The organism is Nocardia terrae (genome assembly GCF_009760405.1).
Taxonomy (GTDB): Bacteria; Actinomycetota; Actinomycetes; order Mycobacteriales; family Mycobacteriaceae; genus Nocardia; species Nocardia terrae.
The window spans coordinates 746,743-762,241 of record NZ_WRPP01000003.1; the positions used below are offsets into that span (position 1 = coordinate 746,743).

General features: G+C 67.6%; 13 protein-coding genes. 4 read left to right on the forward strand and 9 right to left on the reverse strand.

The window, feature by feature from the left end; translation table 11 throughout:
- Positions 1 to 2: 2 nt before the first annotated feature.
- Entirely contained in the window at positions 3 to 1,805 is a 1,803-nt protein-coding gene (locus tag GPX89_RS18665; protein WP_328601982.1) for an alpha/beta hydrolase, read from the reverse strand.
- A 144-nt stretch (positions 1,806 to 1,949) separates the two neighbouring features.
- Here GPX89_RS18665 and GPX89_RS18670 point away from each other — a divergent pair, with 144 nt between their 5' ends.
- The gene (locus tag GPX89_RS18670; protein WP_157388859.1) at positions 1,950 to 2,237 is read left to right on the forward strand and encodes a YiaA/YiaB family inner membrane protein; all 288 of its coding nucleotides are present in this window, start codon (positions 1,950 to 1,952) and stop codon (positions 2,235 to 2,237) included.
- An 88-nt stretch (positions 2,238 to 2,325) separates the two neighbouring features.
- Here GPX89_RS18670 and purL read toward each other — a convergent pair whose 3' ends face one another.
- The gene (gene purL / locus GPX89_RS18675) at positions 2,326 to 4,620 is read right to left on the reverse strand and encodes a phosphoribosylformylglycinamidine synthase subunit PurL (protein ID WP_328601983.1); all 2,295 of its coding nucleotides are present in this window, start codon (positions 4,618 to 4,620) and stop codon (positions 2,326 to 2,328) included.
- A gap of 311 nt (positions 4,621 to 4,931) precedes the next feature.
- On the opposite strand from purL, the gene GPX89_RS18680 reads away from it, so the two are divergent.
- Positions 4,932 to 6,188, forward strand: a complete 1,257-nt coding sequence (locus tag GPX89_RS18680; RefSeq protein ID WP_328601984.1) for a glycosyltransferase 87 family protein — start codon at positions 4,932 to 4,934, stop codon at positions 6,186 to 6,188.
- Here the strand turns inward: GPX89_RS18680 and GPX89_RS18685 are convergent.
- Both GPX89_RS18685 and GPX89_RS18690 read right to left on the reverse strand, forming a co-directional pair.
- On the reverse strand, positions 6,178 to 7,497 hold the full coding sequence (locus GPX89_RS18685; RefSeq protein ID WP_157388860.1) for a M18 family aminopeptidase: 1,320 nt from the start codon (positions 7,495 to 7,497) through the stop codon (positions 6,178 to 6,180). The genes GPX89_RS18680 and GPX89_RS18685 overlap by 11 nt on opposite strands.
- A gap of 68 nt (positions 7,498 to 7,565) precedes the next feature.
- A complete protein-coding gene (locus GPX89_RS18690) occupies positions 7,566 to 8,003 on the reverse strand; it encodes a MarR family winged helix-turn-helix transcriptional regulator (protein WP_157388861.1) in 438 nt (145 codons plus the stop codon).
- Positions 8,004 to 8,050: 47 nt separating this feature from the next.
- On the opposite strand from GPX89_RS18690, the gene GPX89_RS18695 reads away from it, so the two are divergent.
- The gene (locus GPX89_RS18695) at positions 8,051 to 9,118 is read left to right on the forward strand and encodes a substrate-binding domain-containing protein (protein WP_157388862.1); all 1,068 of its coding nucleotides are present in this window, start codon (positions 8,051 to 8,053) and stop codon (positions 9,116 to 9,118) included.
- On the opposite strand, the gene purQ is transcribed toward GPX89_RS18695, so the two are convergent.
- Entirely contained in the window at positions 9,115 to 9,792 is a 678-nt protein-coding gene (gene purQ, locus GPX89_RS18700) for a phosphoribosylformylglycinamidine synthase subunit PurQ (protein ID WP_328601985.1), read from the reverse strand. The genes GPX89_RS18695 and purQ overlap by 4 nt on opposite strands.
- Complete coding sequence (gene purS / locus GPX89_RS18705) at positions 9,789 to 10,022, reverse strand: phosphoribosylformylglycinamidine synthase subunit PurS (protein WP_328601986.1); 234 nt, start codon at positions 10,020 to 10,022, stop codon at positions 9,789 to 9,791. Before purS ends, purQ begins: the two co-directional genes overlap by 4 nt.
- Before the next feature lie 187 nt (positions 10,023 to 10,209).
- On the opposite strand from purS, the gene GPX89_RS18710 reads away from it, so the two are divergent.
- Positions 10,210 to 10,854: an MBL fold metallo-hydrolase gene (locus GPX89_RS18710; protein WP_157388863.1), complete on the forward strand. Its 645-nt coding sequence runs from the start codon at positions 10,210 to 10,212 to the stop codon at positions 10,852 to 10,854.
- Between the two features lie 4 nt (positions 10,855 to 10,858).
- Here GPX89_RS18710 and GPX89_RS18715 read toward each other — a convergent pair whose 3' ends face one another.
- The 3 genes from GPX89_RS18715 to GPX89_RS18725 all read right to left on the reverse strand — a co-directional run bounded on the left by GPX89_RS18715 (position 10,859) and on the right by GPX89_RS18725 (position 15,498).
- Positions 10,859 to 11,485, reverse strand: a complete 627-nt coding sequence (locus GPX89_RS18715; protein WP_157388864.1) for a hypothetical protein — start codon at positions 11,483 to 11,485, stop codon at positions 10,859 to 10,861.
- 61 nt (positions 11,486 to 11,546) lie between these two features.
- Entirely contained in the window at positions 11,547 to 13,853 is a 2,307-nt protein-coding gene (locus GPX89_RS18720) for an MMPL family transporter (protein ID WP_328601987.1), read from the reverse strand.
- Between the two features lie 262 nt (positions 13,854 to 14,115).
- Positions 14,116 to 15,498, reverse strand: a complete 1,383-nt coding sequence (locus GPX89_RS18725) for a dipeptidase (protein ID WP_157388865.1) — start codon at positions 15,496 to 15,498, stop codon at positions 14,116 to 14,118.
- Position 15,499: the final 1 nt, after the last annotated feature.

Consider the following 15,499-nt stretch of genomic DNA (forward strand, 5'->3'; position numbering starts at 1 on the left):
CGCTACTTCACCGCCCGCTCGTAGGCTTCCGCGAGTTCGATCTGGGTGCGGATGCGTTCGGACTCGTCCTGGTCCCAGTCGGGCGGTGCGGCGATGGCGGCCCAGCCGTCGAGGACCAGGGAGCCGTAACGGTGGCCGTGGCCGTCGCTCACCCCCTGGGCATTGGTGAGGTCGGCGACGACCTGCCAGAAGGTCACGAAGGGCCACCAGCGCATCTGGGGTGAGACGTCCGCGCCGCGCGGCTCGGACAGCCAATCCGGTTGGGAGAAGATCAGATCCGAGGACCACCAGACGATGGGGTCGGACGGGTGCTGCAGGTAGGCGATGCGGGGTTTGCGCCAGTCGGGTGAGGGCTTGTTCAAATCGGCTGCGGTGGCGGCGAATCGGACCACCAGGCCGTCGGCGTAGATGGGATCCACCTCACGGGTGCCGGGGTCGCGGCGCTGAACGAACTGCTGCCACAGGCGATTCGAGTTGGGTGGGCCCACCCACAGCGCGCCGTCCACCTTGGAGCGCAGGTCGGCGAGGCCGTCGAAGGCGGATTCGGAGCCCTGCGAGCCCAGCGATTCGCCGTACACCAGCAGTTTCGGCCGATGCTCGGGCGGCCGTCGCAGCCAGTGCGCGTAGACGGCGTCGAACATCTTCCTGCCGTTGATCGCCACCTTCTGCCGGTCCGCGAGGAACGAGAGCACGCTGGGCAGATACGAATACTGCGACGCCACGATGGCGGTGTCGCCGCCCCACATGTATTCGAGGGCGGCCGCGGCCTCTCCGTTCACCCAGCCGGTGCCGGTGGTGGTGGCCACCACCAGCACCTTGCGGTCGAAGGCCCCGGTGCGCTCGAGTTCGGCGACGGCCAGGTCCTCCTCGGTGGTGTCCTTGCCCGCCGACTGCAGGCCCACGTACACCCGGATCGGTTCGCGCGCGGGCCTTCCCGTGGCGGCGCTGATCAGCATGGGGTCGGGTCCGTGCGAGACGAACCAGCGGCCCTCCGAGCCCAGCGTCTCCCATCTGGCCAGCGAGGCCGGGCTGCCCGAACGCTCGGGTTTGGTGGGCTGCACGGCGTATTCGGTCATCTTGTCGTTGCGCACGCTGAAGGCGGAGTTGGCGACCGCGAAGAACGCGCGGGTGGCGACACCGTTGAACAGCGTCACGATGAGCACGGTCAGCAGCAGCGCCCCGGTGGCCGGCGCGAGCGCGGGCGGCACCTTGACCCACCGGCTGAGCAGCCGGGCCAGCAGGCGCACGGCCGACCGCAGCGTGCGGTACACCGCCACGACGAGCGCGCCGACCGCGAAACTCAGCCCGCCCGTGCGCAAGTAGGCGGCCCGGGTGGTGCCCTCCATGTCCATGAGGGTGGTGATCTCGCGCTGCCAGTCGGCGGAGAGCACCAGCATGCGCGCGGCCACCAGGACGCAGGCGACCACCAGGACGACCTTCATCAGATACCGCGCCCACTCCGGCGGGGTGGCGATCCTGATGCGCGGCCGAATCCATTTGCGGAACAACCACTGCAGCACACAGCCCACGCCATACCCGATGGCGGCGTTGATACCGGAGATCAGACCTTGGAACAGCCAGTCGCGCGGCACCAGCGACGGCGTCACCGACCAGGCGAAGAAGATGGTGGCCACCACCAGCCCGGTGTGATTGAGATCGATGATCTCCTCGGCCCGCCGCGCGACCACCGCGACCTTGCGACCCCACCCGCGCCGGAACGACTTCCGATACTCCACCACCGCACGCGCGTAGAGCACGGTGCCGCGCGTGCGCAACCGTGTCCGGGTGTCGACGGGGTCCGGCACCCGTCAAGTATGGACGCAACCGGCTGGAATCCGGGGACCTCGGCCTGTGAGACGGACCATCGCGACGGCGTGTCGGCACTACCTAGGCCGCTCGAGTAGTAGTACTCGGTCGATCATGGCCTGCCGCTGACAGAGTCACACACCATGAGCACGCCAAGCGCACAGACCAAGAGCACCACCGCGTTTCTGGCTCAGGCCACGATCGCCTTCGGAATCAGCTTCGCCGCCTTGATCCTCGGCATCGCCTACCTGCCCCTCGACATCTGGCAGCGCGGATTCCTGTTGATGGCAATGCTGTTCCTGGTGAGCAGCACCTTCACTCTCGCGAAAGTCATTCGCGATCAGCACGAATCCTCGAAGGTCACCCACCGCATCGACGAAGCCCGCATGGAAAAGCTGATGGCCGAACACGATCCGTTCAAGATCAACTGAGCTGTCCCCACCGGGACGACGAGAGCCCGCCGGAACGAGGGGAACCGGCGGGCTCTCACTATGTCCACGGCCTGTCGGCCGAAGTGGTTCAGTGCTCGAAGGCCCCGAACAGGGCGGGCAGCGTGGCCTCGTGGGCGGCGCGCAGATCGTCCAGCTTCACGCTGAACTGCCCCTGCACCTCGACCGCGTCCGAGCCGTCGTCGACCACGCCGATGCGCACCCACGGCAGGCCGCGGGCATCGCACATCTTGGTGAAGCGGGTCTCCTCCGAGCGCGGCACCGCCACCAGCACGCGGCCCGCCGACTCCGAGAACAGGGTGACGAACGGGTCCGCGCCCTCGGGAAGGATGATGCGGCAGGCGGTTTCGCCGGCCAGCGCGGCCTCCACCACGGTCTGGATCAGACCGCCTTCGGAGACGTCGTGGGCCGCGGAGATCATGCCGTCGCGCGAACCCGAGACCAGGATCTCCGAGATGAGCTGCTCGCGAGCCAGATCCACCTTGGGCGGCAGGCCGCCCAGGTGGTCGTGCTCGACCTGCGCCCAGATGGAGCCGTCCAGCTCGTCGCGGGTCTCGCCGAGCAGGATGAGGGTCTCGCCCGGCTCGGTGCCCAGGCCGGTCGGGATGCGGCGGTGCACATCGTCGATGACGCCCAGCACGCCGACGACCGGCGTCGGCAGGATGGCGGTCTGGCCGGTCTGGTTGTAGAAGGACACATTGCCGCCGGTGACCGGAATGCCCAGTGCCGCACAGCCGTCCGCGAGGCCGCGCACGGCCTGCTGGAACTGCCACATGACGCCCGGGTCCTCCGGCGAACCGAAGTTGAGGCAGTTGGTGACGGCCTTCGGGACCGCGCCGGTGACGGCGACATTGCGGAACGCCTCGGCCAGCGCGAGCTGCGCGCCGGTGTAGGGGTCCAGCTTGGTGTAGCGGCCCGAGGCGTCGGTGGCCAGCGCGATGCCGCGGCCGGTCTCCTCGTCGATGCGGATGACACCGGCGTCGGCGTTCTCGGCCAGCACGGTGTTGCCGCGCACGTAGCGGTCGTACTGCTCGGTGATCCACTTGCGCGAGCACAGCTGCGGGCTGGCCAGCATCTTCAGCAGGGTGTCGCGCAGTTCGTCGCCGGTCTTCGGCCGGTTCAGGCGGGAGGCCGAATCCGCGTTCAGCGCATCCTGATCCGCGGGGCGCTGCACCGGGCGCTCGTAGACCGGGCCCTGGTGGGCGACGGTGCGCGGCGGCACGTCCACCACGGTCTCGCCGTGCCAGGTGATGATCAGGTGCTCGCCGTCGGTGACCTCACCGATGACGGTGGCGGTGACGTCCCACTTCTTGCAGACGGCCATGAAGGCGTCCACGTTCTCGGGGGTGACGACCGCGCACATGCGCTCCTGCGACTCGCTCGAAAGGATCTCGGCGGGAGTCATATTGGCGGCGCGCAGCGGCACCTGGTCGAGCTCGATGTACATGCCGCCGTCACCGGCCGCCGCGAGTTCGGAGGTGGCGCAGGACAGTCCGGCGCCGCCGAGGTCCTGGATACCCACCACCAGTCCGGCGTGGTACAGCTCGAGACAGCACTCGATCAGGACCTTCTCGGCGAACGGGTCGCCGACCTGGACGCTGGGGAGCTTCTTACGGCCGGAACCGGATTCGTCGCCGGAGAAGGTGTCCGAGGCCAGCACGGACACGCCGCCGATGCCGTCGAGGCCGGTGCGCGCGCCGAACAGGATGATCTTGTTGCCCTGGCCGGAGGCGAAGGCCAGGTGCAGGTCCTCGACCCGCATGACGCCCGCGCACAGCGCGTTGACGAGCGGGTTGCCCTGGTAGGACGGGTCGAAAACGGTCTCGCCGCCGACATTCGGCAGGCCCAGCGAGTTGCCGTAGCCGCCGACGCCGCGCACCACGCCGTCGACCACGCGCCGGGTGTCCGGGTGGTCGGCCGCGCCGAAGCGCAGCTGGTCCATGACCGCGATCGGGCGCGCGCCCATGGCCATGATGTCGCGGACGATGCCGCCGACGCCGGTGGCCGCGCCCTGGTAGGGCTCCACGTAGGAGGGGTGGTTGTGCGATTCGACCTTGAAGGTCACCGCCCAGCCGTCGCCGATGTCCACCACACCCGCGTTCTCGCCGATGCCCGCGAGCATGGACTTCTTCATCTCCTCGGTGGTGGTCTCACCGAAGTAGCGCAGGTGCACCTTGGAGGACTTGTAGGAGCAGTGCTCCGACCACATCACCGAGTACATGGCGAGCTCGGCGTCCGTGGGCCGACGCCCGAGGATCTCCTTGATCCGGGCGTACTCGTCGTCCTTGAGGCCGAGTTCCTTGTAGGGCTGCGGGTGGTCCGAGGTGGCCGCGGCGTTGCTGACCGTGTCGACGTGGCTGGTCACGGGAATACCAGAGTCCTTTCGGCCGGGCAGGTCGAGAGCGATTGCCGGCGTTGCTGGAAGTCGGCGAGATATACGATGCGAGTCTAATTGCCTGCGATTTCAACCCTTTACCCCGCCCTTCGGTGTGGTAGAGGCCACTGGCCTCGTATGCCAAGGCGACAACTGATTTGTCGCCGCCCGGGGTAACTCCCTGGGTACGGCCGAAATGGTTTCGGATCCTCGCCGTCTGCCGCATGCACGGCGCGACACGGCACCCGACCGGGCGCTGATGTCGCGGGGAGGCGGGGGAGCGTACCCGCTACTCTGAGCCGGTGAACGATCGATCCGGGGTCGCGGATCCGACCGAGAAAGCTGGGACCATGCCCGCCGGGCTGACCAAGCAACAACGGAAATTGCTGTTGCTCTCGGTCGCCCTGTTCGCGGTGTCGGCGGTGATCAGCCTGCTGACCAAGTGGCACGGGTACATCGATCTACAGGTGTATCGCAATGGCGCGCGAGCCTGGCTGGACGGCAAGGACATCTACGGTCCGATGCCGCCGGTCTACGGAATCGGGCTGCCGTTCACGTATCCGCCGCTGGCCGTGCTGTTCTTCGCGCCCCTGGCGATCATGCCGCTGGCCGTCGCCGAGTGGGCGGTGCTGCTGGTGTCCATCGCGTCGCTCGGGGTGACGCTGTGGCTGGTGCTGGATCGGCTGCGGCCGAGCCTGGCCTGGCAGACCAAGCTCGCGCTGGTCATCGGCGCGGTGGCGGTGACCCAGCACCTGGAGCCGATCCGCGAGACCTACGGGTTCGGGCAGATCAACCTGGTGCTGATGGCGGCGGTGGCGCTGGATTGCCTGGCGCGCAAGACCTTCTGGCCGCGCGGCATGCTGATCGGCATCGCGGTGTCGGTGAAGCTGACACCCGGCGGCTATCTGCTCTACTTCCTGCTGCGCAAGGACTGGAAGGGCGCGATCACCCTGGTCGGGTCGGCCATCGGCGCGGTGGCGGTGGGTTTCGCGCTGTTCCCGCACGATTCGCCGCAGTACTGGTTCCACACCCTCGCCGACACCGGCCGGATCGGGCCGCCCTGGTACGCGGGCAACCAGTCCATCAAGGGTTTCGTGTTCCGCCTGGGCTATTCGACCGAGATGTCCACGCTGCTGTGGCTGGTGCTGTCGGTGATCGCCGTCGGCCTGGCCGCGCTGTGGATGAAGCGGCTGCTGGACGAGGGCGCGGACGCGGCCGCCCTGATGGTGAATGCCGCTGCGGTACTGCTGGTTTCCCCGGTCTCCTGGTCGCATCACTGGGTCTGGATCGCGCCCGCGCTGCTGGTGGCCGCCGACGCCGTCGCCCGCGGCCGCCGCAACCCGTGGTTCCTGGGCGCGGTCGGCCTGGCCGTGGTCATGTTCGCCATCGGCCCGATGTGGCTGCTCCCCCACAACAGCGACCGCGAACTCGACTGGACCTGGTGGCAACAGCTCATCGGCAACAGCTACGTGCTGTTCACCTTCGCCATCTTCGTGGTCGCCGCGGTGAGCTACCGGCCCCACCCGAGGCCGGTAGCGGACGCACCGATCAGCGCGTGAGTTCCGGCGTCAGGAAGGCCGCCAGGGCGGAGGCGTAGGCGGGAACGTCTGCCGCGCCCATCATTTCGCGGGCCGAGTGCATGGCCAGCTGGGCCGCGCCGACATCCACGGTCGGCATGCCGGTGCCCGCCGCGGTCATCGGGCCGATGGTGGAACCGCAGGGCAGGTCGGCGCGGTGGACGTAGCGCTGCAACGGCACGTTCGCCTGGGCGCACGCGAGCGCGAACGCGCCCGCACCGGTGGCATCGGTGGCGTAGCGCAGGTTCTGGTTCACCTTGAGCACCGGGCCGCCGTTCACCTCGATGCGGTGTGCGGGCTCGTGACGCTCCGGGTAATTGGGGTGGGTCGCGTGGGCCATGTCGCCCGAGGCGCACACCGAACCCGCCACCGCCGCCAGGTATTCGGCGCGCCCGCCGCCGCGGGTCATCACGATGCGCTCCAGAACCGTGGGCAGCAGCCCGGATTGGGCGCCGCGGTCGGACTGGCTGCCGACCTCCTCGTGGTCGAACATGGCCAGCACCGGTACCGCCGCACCGGGTTCGGCGATGGCGGCGAGGAAGGCGCGCAGTCCCGCGTAGCAGGTGCCCTGATTGTCCAGCCGGGGCGCGCTGATCAGATCCAGGTCGCGTCCGATCAGCTTGGAGGGCACCAGATCATGGGTCATGAGCTCCCAGCCGAGCACCGCGTCCGGTTCGATGCCGGAACGTTCGGCGATGAAGGCCATGAACGAGCGCGGCTCGCCGCCGATCCCCCACACCGCGTTCACGTGCCGCTGCGGATCCAGCTGCACCCCGCGCCGGTCCTCGGACAGGTGGATGGCCAGCTGCGGCACCCGCAGGATCGGCTCGTCGATGCGAATCAGCCGCTCCCGCACCACGTTTCCGTCGCGCACCGACAGCCGCCCGGAGATGCCGAGGTCCCGGTCCAGCCAGGAGTTCAGCCACGCGCCGCCGTAGGGTTCCAGTCCCACCAGCTGCCAGCCCGCGACCGCCAGGTCGGGGTGCTGCTTGACCCGCAGATTCGGGCTGTCGGTGTGGGCCCCGACCACGCGGAAGGGAGTGGCCTGCCCGATCCGGAATCCGGTGGGCGCGCCCGGTCCGCCGTCGGCCCAGGCGACCAGCGATCCGCCGCGCACCACGTAGTAGCGCCCGGCGCTACTGGAGGGCCACGGGGCGGACTCGGAAAGCCGGGTGAAGCCGTGATCGTCGAGTTCGGCTGCGACAGTGCGGCAGACATGGAACGGCGACGGGGAGGCATCGATGAATTCACACAGTCCGGCAGCGGTCGCGGTGGTCTCGGCAACGGGCATGCGAACGATCCTAAGCAACGCTGATTCAGTTTTCGCTGATCAGGTCACCCTCATGGAGTGCGCCGCGGCTACTCCGGTACCGGCGCTCCGGCGACCCGGCCCAGCAGCCGCACCAACTCCAGGTAATCGTCGCTTCCGAGACTGCGGCGCATTTCGGCCTCGGCTCGCGCCTCTTCGGCGCGCACCTCCTCGACCAATTCCTCCCCGCGCCGGCTCAGCCCGATGAGAATGCGGCGGCGATCGTCGGCGGCGGCGACTCGGAAGATGAGTCCGCGCTCGGCGAGATGGTCCGCGTGCCGGGTGGCCGAGGACGGGGGCAGTTGCGCGCGGCCGGCCAGCTCGCTCATGGTGATGCCGACGTCAGCGGACAGATTGGTGAGCATGCACCATTGATCTGCGGTCAGTCGCCTGGCACACAGTGCGGCGTCCAGGTGACGAAGCCAACTCCGTTCGGCCGCTCGGAGGGCTCCATGCAAGGTGGAAAATCCACCTAGAATTGTCGCCATATTTCCCGCCCGTCAGAAAACCGCTTGAACGAGGGGAAGGTTAGCCCATGTCCCCCTTTGACGGGAATCCCGAGAACACCATCGAGATCATCAACATAGTTCCGCAGCAGGGTCCCGGCGGTATCTTCGCACCCTCCTGTGAGGCGGCCATTTCTCTGGCGATGGAAGAAATCAACTCCGCATCCGGAATTCTGGGAAGGGAATTACGCGTCACCCACATTGACGGCGGACGCGAACCGGAGGTCGTCGCCGGGGAAGTCGCGGCGCTGCTGGCGACCGGCATGGTGCACGCGGTGACCGGATGGCACACCTCGGCGGTGCGGCGGGCGGTGGAACGGGTGACGGCCGGACGGGTGCCGTATCTGTTCGCGACCGATCACGAGGGCCTGGAGACCACGCCGGACGGGCTGTTCATGATCGGCGCGGACCCGAAGCACCAGATCCTGCCCGCGCTGGACTGGCTGCGCCGCGCCTTCGAGGCGCGGCGCTGGGCGATCATCGGCAACGACTACGTGTGGCCGCGGCGCACCGCGCAGGCGGTCCGGGCCGCGCTGCTGGATCCGGAGCTGATTGCCCTGGAGATGTTCGTGCCCATGGGAACCCGCGATTTCCGGCGGTTCCTCGAGGACCCGCTGCTGGATCGAGCCGACGGCATCATCGTGCTGCTGGTCGGGGCCGATGTCGCCCGCTTCAACCTGCAGTTCTCCCGCACCGGCCGCTCCGATCACCAGGTCCGGGTGAGCCCGGCGGTGGACGAGAACGTGCTGCTGGCGGCGGGCGGCGGCGCGAACCACAACCTGTTCGTGCCGTCCGGGTTCTTCGTGAACGGGCCGCACGACCGGGAGCGGCTGGACCGGTATCACAAGCTGCACGGCTGGTTCGCGCCCACGCTGACCAATTTCAGCAATACCAGCTACGAGGCCATCCACACCCTGCGCGGCATGGCCGAGCTGGCCGGATCACTGGACGTGCGGCGGATTCAACGGGCGGTCGCGGACCGGCCCGTCATCGAAACCCCGTGGGGCGAGGTCGGTTTCGAGGGCAATCAAGCGATCCGCCCGACCTGGCTGGCCAGGGCGGGCGGAGTCGACTTCGAGATTCTGGATGGAATTTAAGCGGAGACCAGGCTGTCCAGCACGGACAGGAACAGGCCCAGGCCGTCGTCACTCGGACCCGTCAGCGGCTCGGTGGCGTGCTCGGGGTGCGGCATCAGGCCGACTACCCGGCGGTTGGCCGAGGTGATGCCCGCGATGTCGCGCTGCGAACCGTTGGGGTTGCCGCCCGCGTAGCGGAAGACCACCCGGCCCTCACCCTCGAGCTCGTCGAGCACCTCGGCGGAGGCCTGGTAGCGGCCCTCGGCGTTCTTGACCGGCACCAGGATCTGCGCGCCCTTCTCGTAGCGCGAGGACCAGGCGGTATCGGTCTGCTCGACGGTCAGCCACTGGTCGCGGCAGACGAAGTGCAGGCCCTCGTTGCGGGTCAGCGCGCCCGGCAGCAGGCCCGCCTCGCACAGGATCTGGAAACCGTTGCAGATGCCCAGGATCGGCATGCCCTGCTCGGCGGACTTGATGACCTCGCCCATGACGGGAGCCATGGAGGCGATGGCGCCGGCCCGCAGGTAGTCGCCGTAGGAGAAGCCGCCGGGGACGACGACCGCGTCGACCTGCTTGAGGTCGGCATCGGCGTGCCACAGCGAAACGGGCTCGGCTCCGGCCAGTTTCACCGCGCGGGCCGCGTCGACGTCGTCGAGCGTGCCCGGGAAGGTGATGACACCGATGCGTGCGCTCACAGCCGGACGACCTTCCAGTCCTCGATCACGACGTTGGCCAGCAGCGATTCGGCGATCTTCTCCAGGTCGGCGTCGGTGACGTTGTCATCGACATCGAGCTCGAATCGCTTGCCCTGCCGCACATCCGAGATTCCGGGGTGCCCGAGACGTCCCAGCGCTCCGACAATGGCTTGTCCCTGCGGATCCAGGATCTCGGCCTTCGGCATCACCTCGACCACGACACGTGCCACGCGTTGCTCCTCAGCTGGTGGGGCGGGGCCCGGCGGTCTGCAGCCGGGCTCGTTCGCTGCTCAGCGTAGTTGGCGTGACCCGACGCCACGTCGCCGGGGCAATCGCGTTGTGGCGCCCGACACAGCGGAACCTCCAAGCTCGGCGAGAGTCCGGCGCGGGCGGCTCGTACAGAGCTACGGTGGCCATATGCGCATAGCCCATTTCGGACATTCCTGCATTCTCGTGGAGCTGAACGGCGCGCGGATCCTCTTCGATCCCGGCACCTTTTCGCACGGTTTCGAGGGCATCACCGGATTGGACGCCATCGCGGTCACCCATCAGCATCCGGACCACATCGATCCGAATCGGATCAGCGCGCTGATCGAGGCCAATCCGCGGGCCCGGCTGCTGTCCGACCCCCAGACCGCCCTGCAGCGGGGCGAGCCGTGGGAGGCCGTTCATGCCGGAAATGTTCTAAAAGTCGGGGATGTCCAAATAACCGGCGGTGGCGGCCGGCACGCGGTGATTCATCCCGATATTCCGGTCATCGACAACACCGTCTTCCAACTCGGCACCGCCGAGGACCCCGCGCAACTCGTCCACCCGGGCGATTCGCTCTGGGTTCCGCCGACCCCGGTGGGCGTGCTCGCCATTCCCGCGGTCGCCCCCTGGATGCGGATCAGCGAGGCGGTCGATTACCTGCGGGCGGTAAATCCCACCATCGCCTTCCCCATCCACTACGGCATCATCGCGCCCGAAGCGCAGGGCATCTATTTCGGTCGGCTGAACGAAATGGGCCCGGTGAATACCGAATTCAAGATCATCGAACCCGAGGATCACGCCGAATTCTGAGCGGCTACAACCAGCCGAGCGATCCGAAGACGATGAGGGCGAGCCCGTCGATGCCCAGAATCGCGCCCACGGCAAGGGCTTTCGCCCGCACCGTGGCCAGGTCGTGAACCCAGAAGCAGGCGACGAAGAACGGCACGTAGCCGAAAAGCCAGATGAGGTACGGGAATCCGGCGTGCCACCAGGACCAGTCCCAGGTGAGCACGCCGGCCTTGTTGAGCAGGACCTCGACACCGACGGCGGCCGCCGAGTTCACCGCGATCAGTACCGGCCGATTCGGCAGGCCGAGAATGCGGGTCTCCTTGGGCGGCAGCAGCTTCGCGGCCGCGACGCCCATGATGGCGAACATGAAGCAGATCTCGATATTGAGGCCGATGAGGATCTGATACGCCGTCGGCCCGCTCGCACCCCAGACCGGTGCGCGCCCGGTGGCGTGGAAGACCAGCGAGTTCCAGATCTCGTTGAACCAGTCCATGCCCCACAGCGCCAGACCCGCGAACAGGACATTCCAGTTCCGGCGTTCGACCTCGGCGGCGTAAACGTAGATGACGACCAGCAGGAGTGGGATGACGTACCACTTAAATTGGGTGCTGTCGCGCAGCAGTTCGAGTGCTGACCGGGCGTGATCGGTCATCGGCGGGCCTCTCTGCTCATGACCGTGAACGCCCAGAGTCTTTACAGATCGCCTTGCATTGTCAATGTGTAAGCGCTGCTTCCCGGCTTTCGGCCTCCCGCTGCTGGATCTCGCGCAGGCGCGCGCCCTCGACGTCGATATCGGGCACGATCTTGCTGAGCCAGCCCGGAATCCACCACGCCCACTTGCCCATGAGCACCAGCAGTGACGGGATGAGCACCATGCGGACCAGGAAGGCGTCGAAGAACACGCCCGCCGCGAGGGCGAAGCCCATGGATTTGGCGCTGGCGTCCGGCTCCATCATGAAAGAGCCGAAGACGAAGATCATGATGACGGCGGCGGAGGTCACCACCCGCGCACCGTGGTGGTAGCCCTTGATCATGGCCTGCTTCGGCGGCTGGCCGTGCACGAACTCCTCGCGCATGCGGGTAACCAGGAACACCTGGTAGTCCATGGCGAGACCGAAAACCAAGCCGATCAGCATAATCGGCATGAAGCTGATGATCGGCCGCGGTTCGGAGATGATCCCGAACTTGCCGTCCTGGAAGATCGCCACCGTCGCGCCGAAGGTGGCGGCCATGGACAGCAGGAAGCCCAGCGCCGCGGTCAAAGGCACCAGAATGGACCGGAATACGGCGATCAGCAGCAGGAAGGCCGCACCGGCCACGATGGCCAGGTAGGGCACGATCTTGCCGAGCAGTACGTGGTCGATATCGGCGTAAATGGCTGTGGTGCCGGTGATTCCGTATTCCATGCCGTATTGCGACTTGAACTGCGACTCGGCGTCGCGCGCATCCCGGACCAGGTCCTTGGTGTCCTGGTTGTTGGGCCCGGTCTTGGGCACACCCTCGAGTCGCGCTCCCGCCTTGTCGGGGCTGAAGACCGGATCGGTCACGTAGTTCATGTCCGGGTATCCGGCGAGCTTGTCGCGCAGCGCGGTGACCGCGGCCTCGCGCTGATCCGGCGCGACGTTCGACAGGTCGACGGCGATCTGCAGCACGCCGTTGCTGCCCTCCCCGAACCCGTTCGTGCGCAACTCGTACGCCTTGCGGACGGTGGACGTCTTGGGCAGGCTGTCCTCGCCGGGCAGGCCCAGTTGCAGGTGGGCGGCGGGCGCGGCGAGCAGGCCCAGCACCACGATGCTCAGGATCAAGGTCACCACAGGCACCCGGCCGATCGCCTTGGCCACCCGCATACCGTTGGTGACCGCGCTGTCGTCCTCGGGATCGTGCTGGGCGATGAGCGGCAGCTTCGGCTTGAACAGCACACCGCCGAACGCGCCCAGCAGCGCGGGCATGAGCGTCAGCGCGACCAGCACCGCGAACCCGGCCGCGATCGCGCCGCCGAGACCCATGAAGGTCAGGAACCGCACCCCGACGATGCTCAGACCGATCAGCGCGATGATCACGGTCGCACCGGCGAACACCACCGCCGAGCCCGCGGTGCCCAGCGCCACCCCCGCCGCCTCGGCGGGCGAATCCTGCACCGCCAGTTCGTGTTTGTAGCGGGACACGATGAACAGCGCGTAGTCGATGGACAGCGCGATGCCGATCATGGACGCCAGGAAGGTGGTGAAGCTGGGGACCTCCATCACCGAGGTGCCCAGGAAGATCAGCGAGGTGGCCGCGCCGAGGCCGACGATGGCGGTGATGATCGGCACGAAGGCGGCCACGATCGCGCCGAAGGAGATGATCATGACCACGAAGGCGAAGGCCATGCCGACCATTTCGGATTTACCGCTGGGCTGCTGCTGTTCCATGGCGATGGTGCCCGAGAGTTCCACCGTCAGACCGGCATTGCGGGCCTCGTCGGCCACGTCGTAGGCGGCCTTGCGGTTGTCCGCGGTGATGGCCCCGAAGTCCTTGATGGTGAACGGCACGCTGAGCACCGCGACCGTATCGGCCCCGGTCGGATTGAGCACGTTCACCGGCGCGTTGCTGCACCGGTTCACGAACTCGCGGGAGGCGCGGTCGCCGGTGAGGCAGCCCATCTGCTCGGCCGCCGCGATCGGGTCGACGAGCGGTTTGGCGTGGTCGACGATGTCGAGCCCGTTCAGCTTCTGCACCAGCGCGTCGACGGCCTGCCGGTTGGCCTGGTCGGTCAGCTTGGTGCCCGTCGGCGCACCGATCACGTACACACCGGTGACCGCGTCGAACTTGTACGCCTGTGACATGCCCGGAAAATGCTTGTCGAGAATGTGATTGGCCCGCTCGGACGGCAGATTCGGAATATCGAAGGAATTGCTCATCGGTTTCTGCAGCGCCGCGCCGAGCGCGCCGAGCGCCGCGAACAACACCAGCCAGACGGGCAGCACGATCCACTTGCGCCGATACGCAAACCGTCCCCACCGGTACAGATAGACGGACACGAGCTCTCCTAGCGGTCGCCGGGCGTGCTGTGGGTCTTCGTACTACCGATTGTCGAGTTTGCTATCGAATTGCGAGCGATGCAAGCGATCTTGACCAGATTGAGGCCGCACCGCCGGGCAGGACGGGGCACCGCCCGACGGCGCGAGCTGCGGGATTTACTGCGGCGAACATGTCCTCATCAAGATCAATCCGACCTGTTCATACTTCACTGCCTCCCGCTGCCCTCGCGGCGAAACACCGAAAAACTATGCCTGACCTGGACTAACGATAGGAGGCCAAGAAGAGGGCCTCGGCGAGGGCCATGTTCTCGATCTCGGTGGGATCGACGCTCTCGTTGGGGGCGTGAATCAGGCACTTGGGTTCTTCGACGCCCATGAGCATGATCTCCGAGTTCGGGTAGTGGTCGGCGAAGACGTTGCAGAGCGGGATCGAGCCGCCCTGGCCCTCGGTGGTGGCGGGGCGGCCGTAGGCGGCTTCCATGGCCGCCGCCATGGCATTTCGCGCCGGGCCGTCGGTGCTGCCGACGAACGGTGAGCCGGTGGCCTCGGTCTCGATGGTCACCTTCGCGTTCCAGGGCGTGTGCGACTTCAGGTGTGCGGTCAGGGCTTTCAGCGCGTCGTCGGGCTTGATGCCCGGCGGGATGCGCAGGTTGAGCCGGGCCCGGGTCTTGGGCTGGATGGCCGCGGACGAACCGACCACGGCGGGAACGTCCATGCCGAGCACGGTGAGAGCCGGGCGCGCCCACAGCATGTCGGCGACCTTGCCGCCGCCGACCAGGTCGACGCCGTCGAGGACCCCGGCGTCTTCCCGGAATTGGTCGGCCGAGTACTCGTGGCCGTCCCAGACCTGGTCGTTGCGCAGCCCGTCGACGGTGGTGTTGCCGTGCTCGTCGCGCAGGGTGCCGAGCAGGCGGATCATGGCGGCCAGGGCGTCGGGCGCGGGTCCGCCGAACATGCCGGAATGCATGGGGCCGGAGAGGGTTTCGACCGTGACGACCACGTTCACATTGCCGCGCAGGGTCTGGGTGAAGGTGGGGACGCCGACCGCGAAGTTGCCGCAGTCGCAGATCAACAGGGTGTCGGCGCGCAGCAGGTCCACATTGCCGGGCACGAACTCCTCGAGCCCGCCGGTGCCCTGTTCCTCGGAGCCTTCGGACACCAGCACCAGCCCGACCGGGAAGTCGTCGCCGTACACCTTGCGCAGCGCCCGCAGCGCGGTCAGGTGCATGACGATATTGCCCTTGCAGTCGGCCGCGCCGCGCCCGTACCAGCGGCCGTCCTTCTCGGTGAGCTGCCAGACCGGGGTCTTCCAGGCGGCGTCGTCGAGTGGCGGCTGAACGTCGTAGTGGCAGTACAGCATCACGGTCGGCTTACCGGCCGGGGTCTTGCTGCGCGCCACCACCGCATTGCTGCCGTCCGGCGTCTTGTGCAGCGCCACCTCGGTCAGCCCCTCGGCCTCGAACGCCTCGGCCACCCACTGCGCGGTCTTCTCACACTCCTCGATCGGGAACTGCCGGGCGTCGTAGACGGACTTGAACGAGACGAGCTGCGCGAGATCGCTTTTCGCACGCGGCATGAGCTCCTTGACGGCGGCGCGCAGCGCGGCCACCTTCGAGTCCTCCTGCACCCCTGCGGTTGTGGTCATG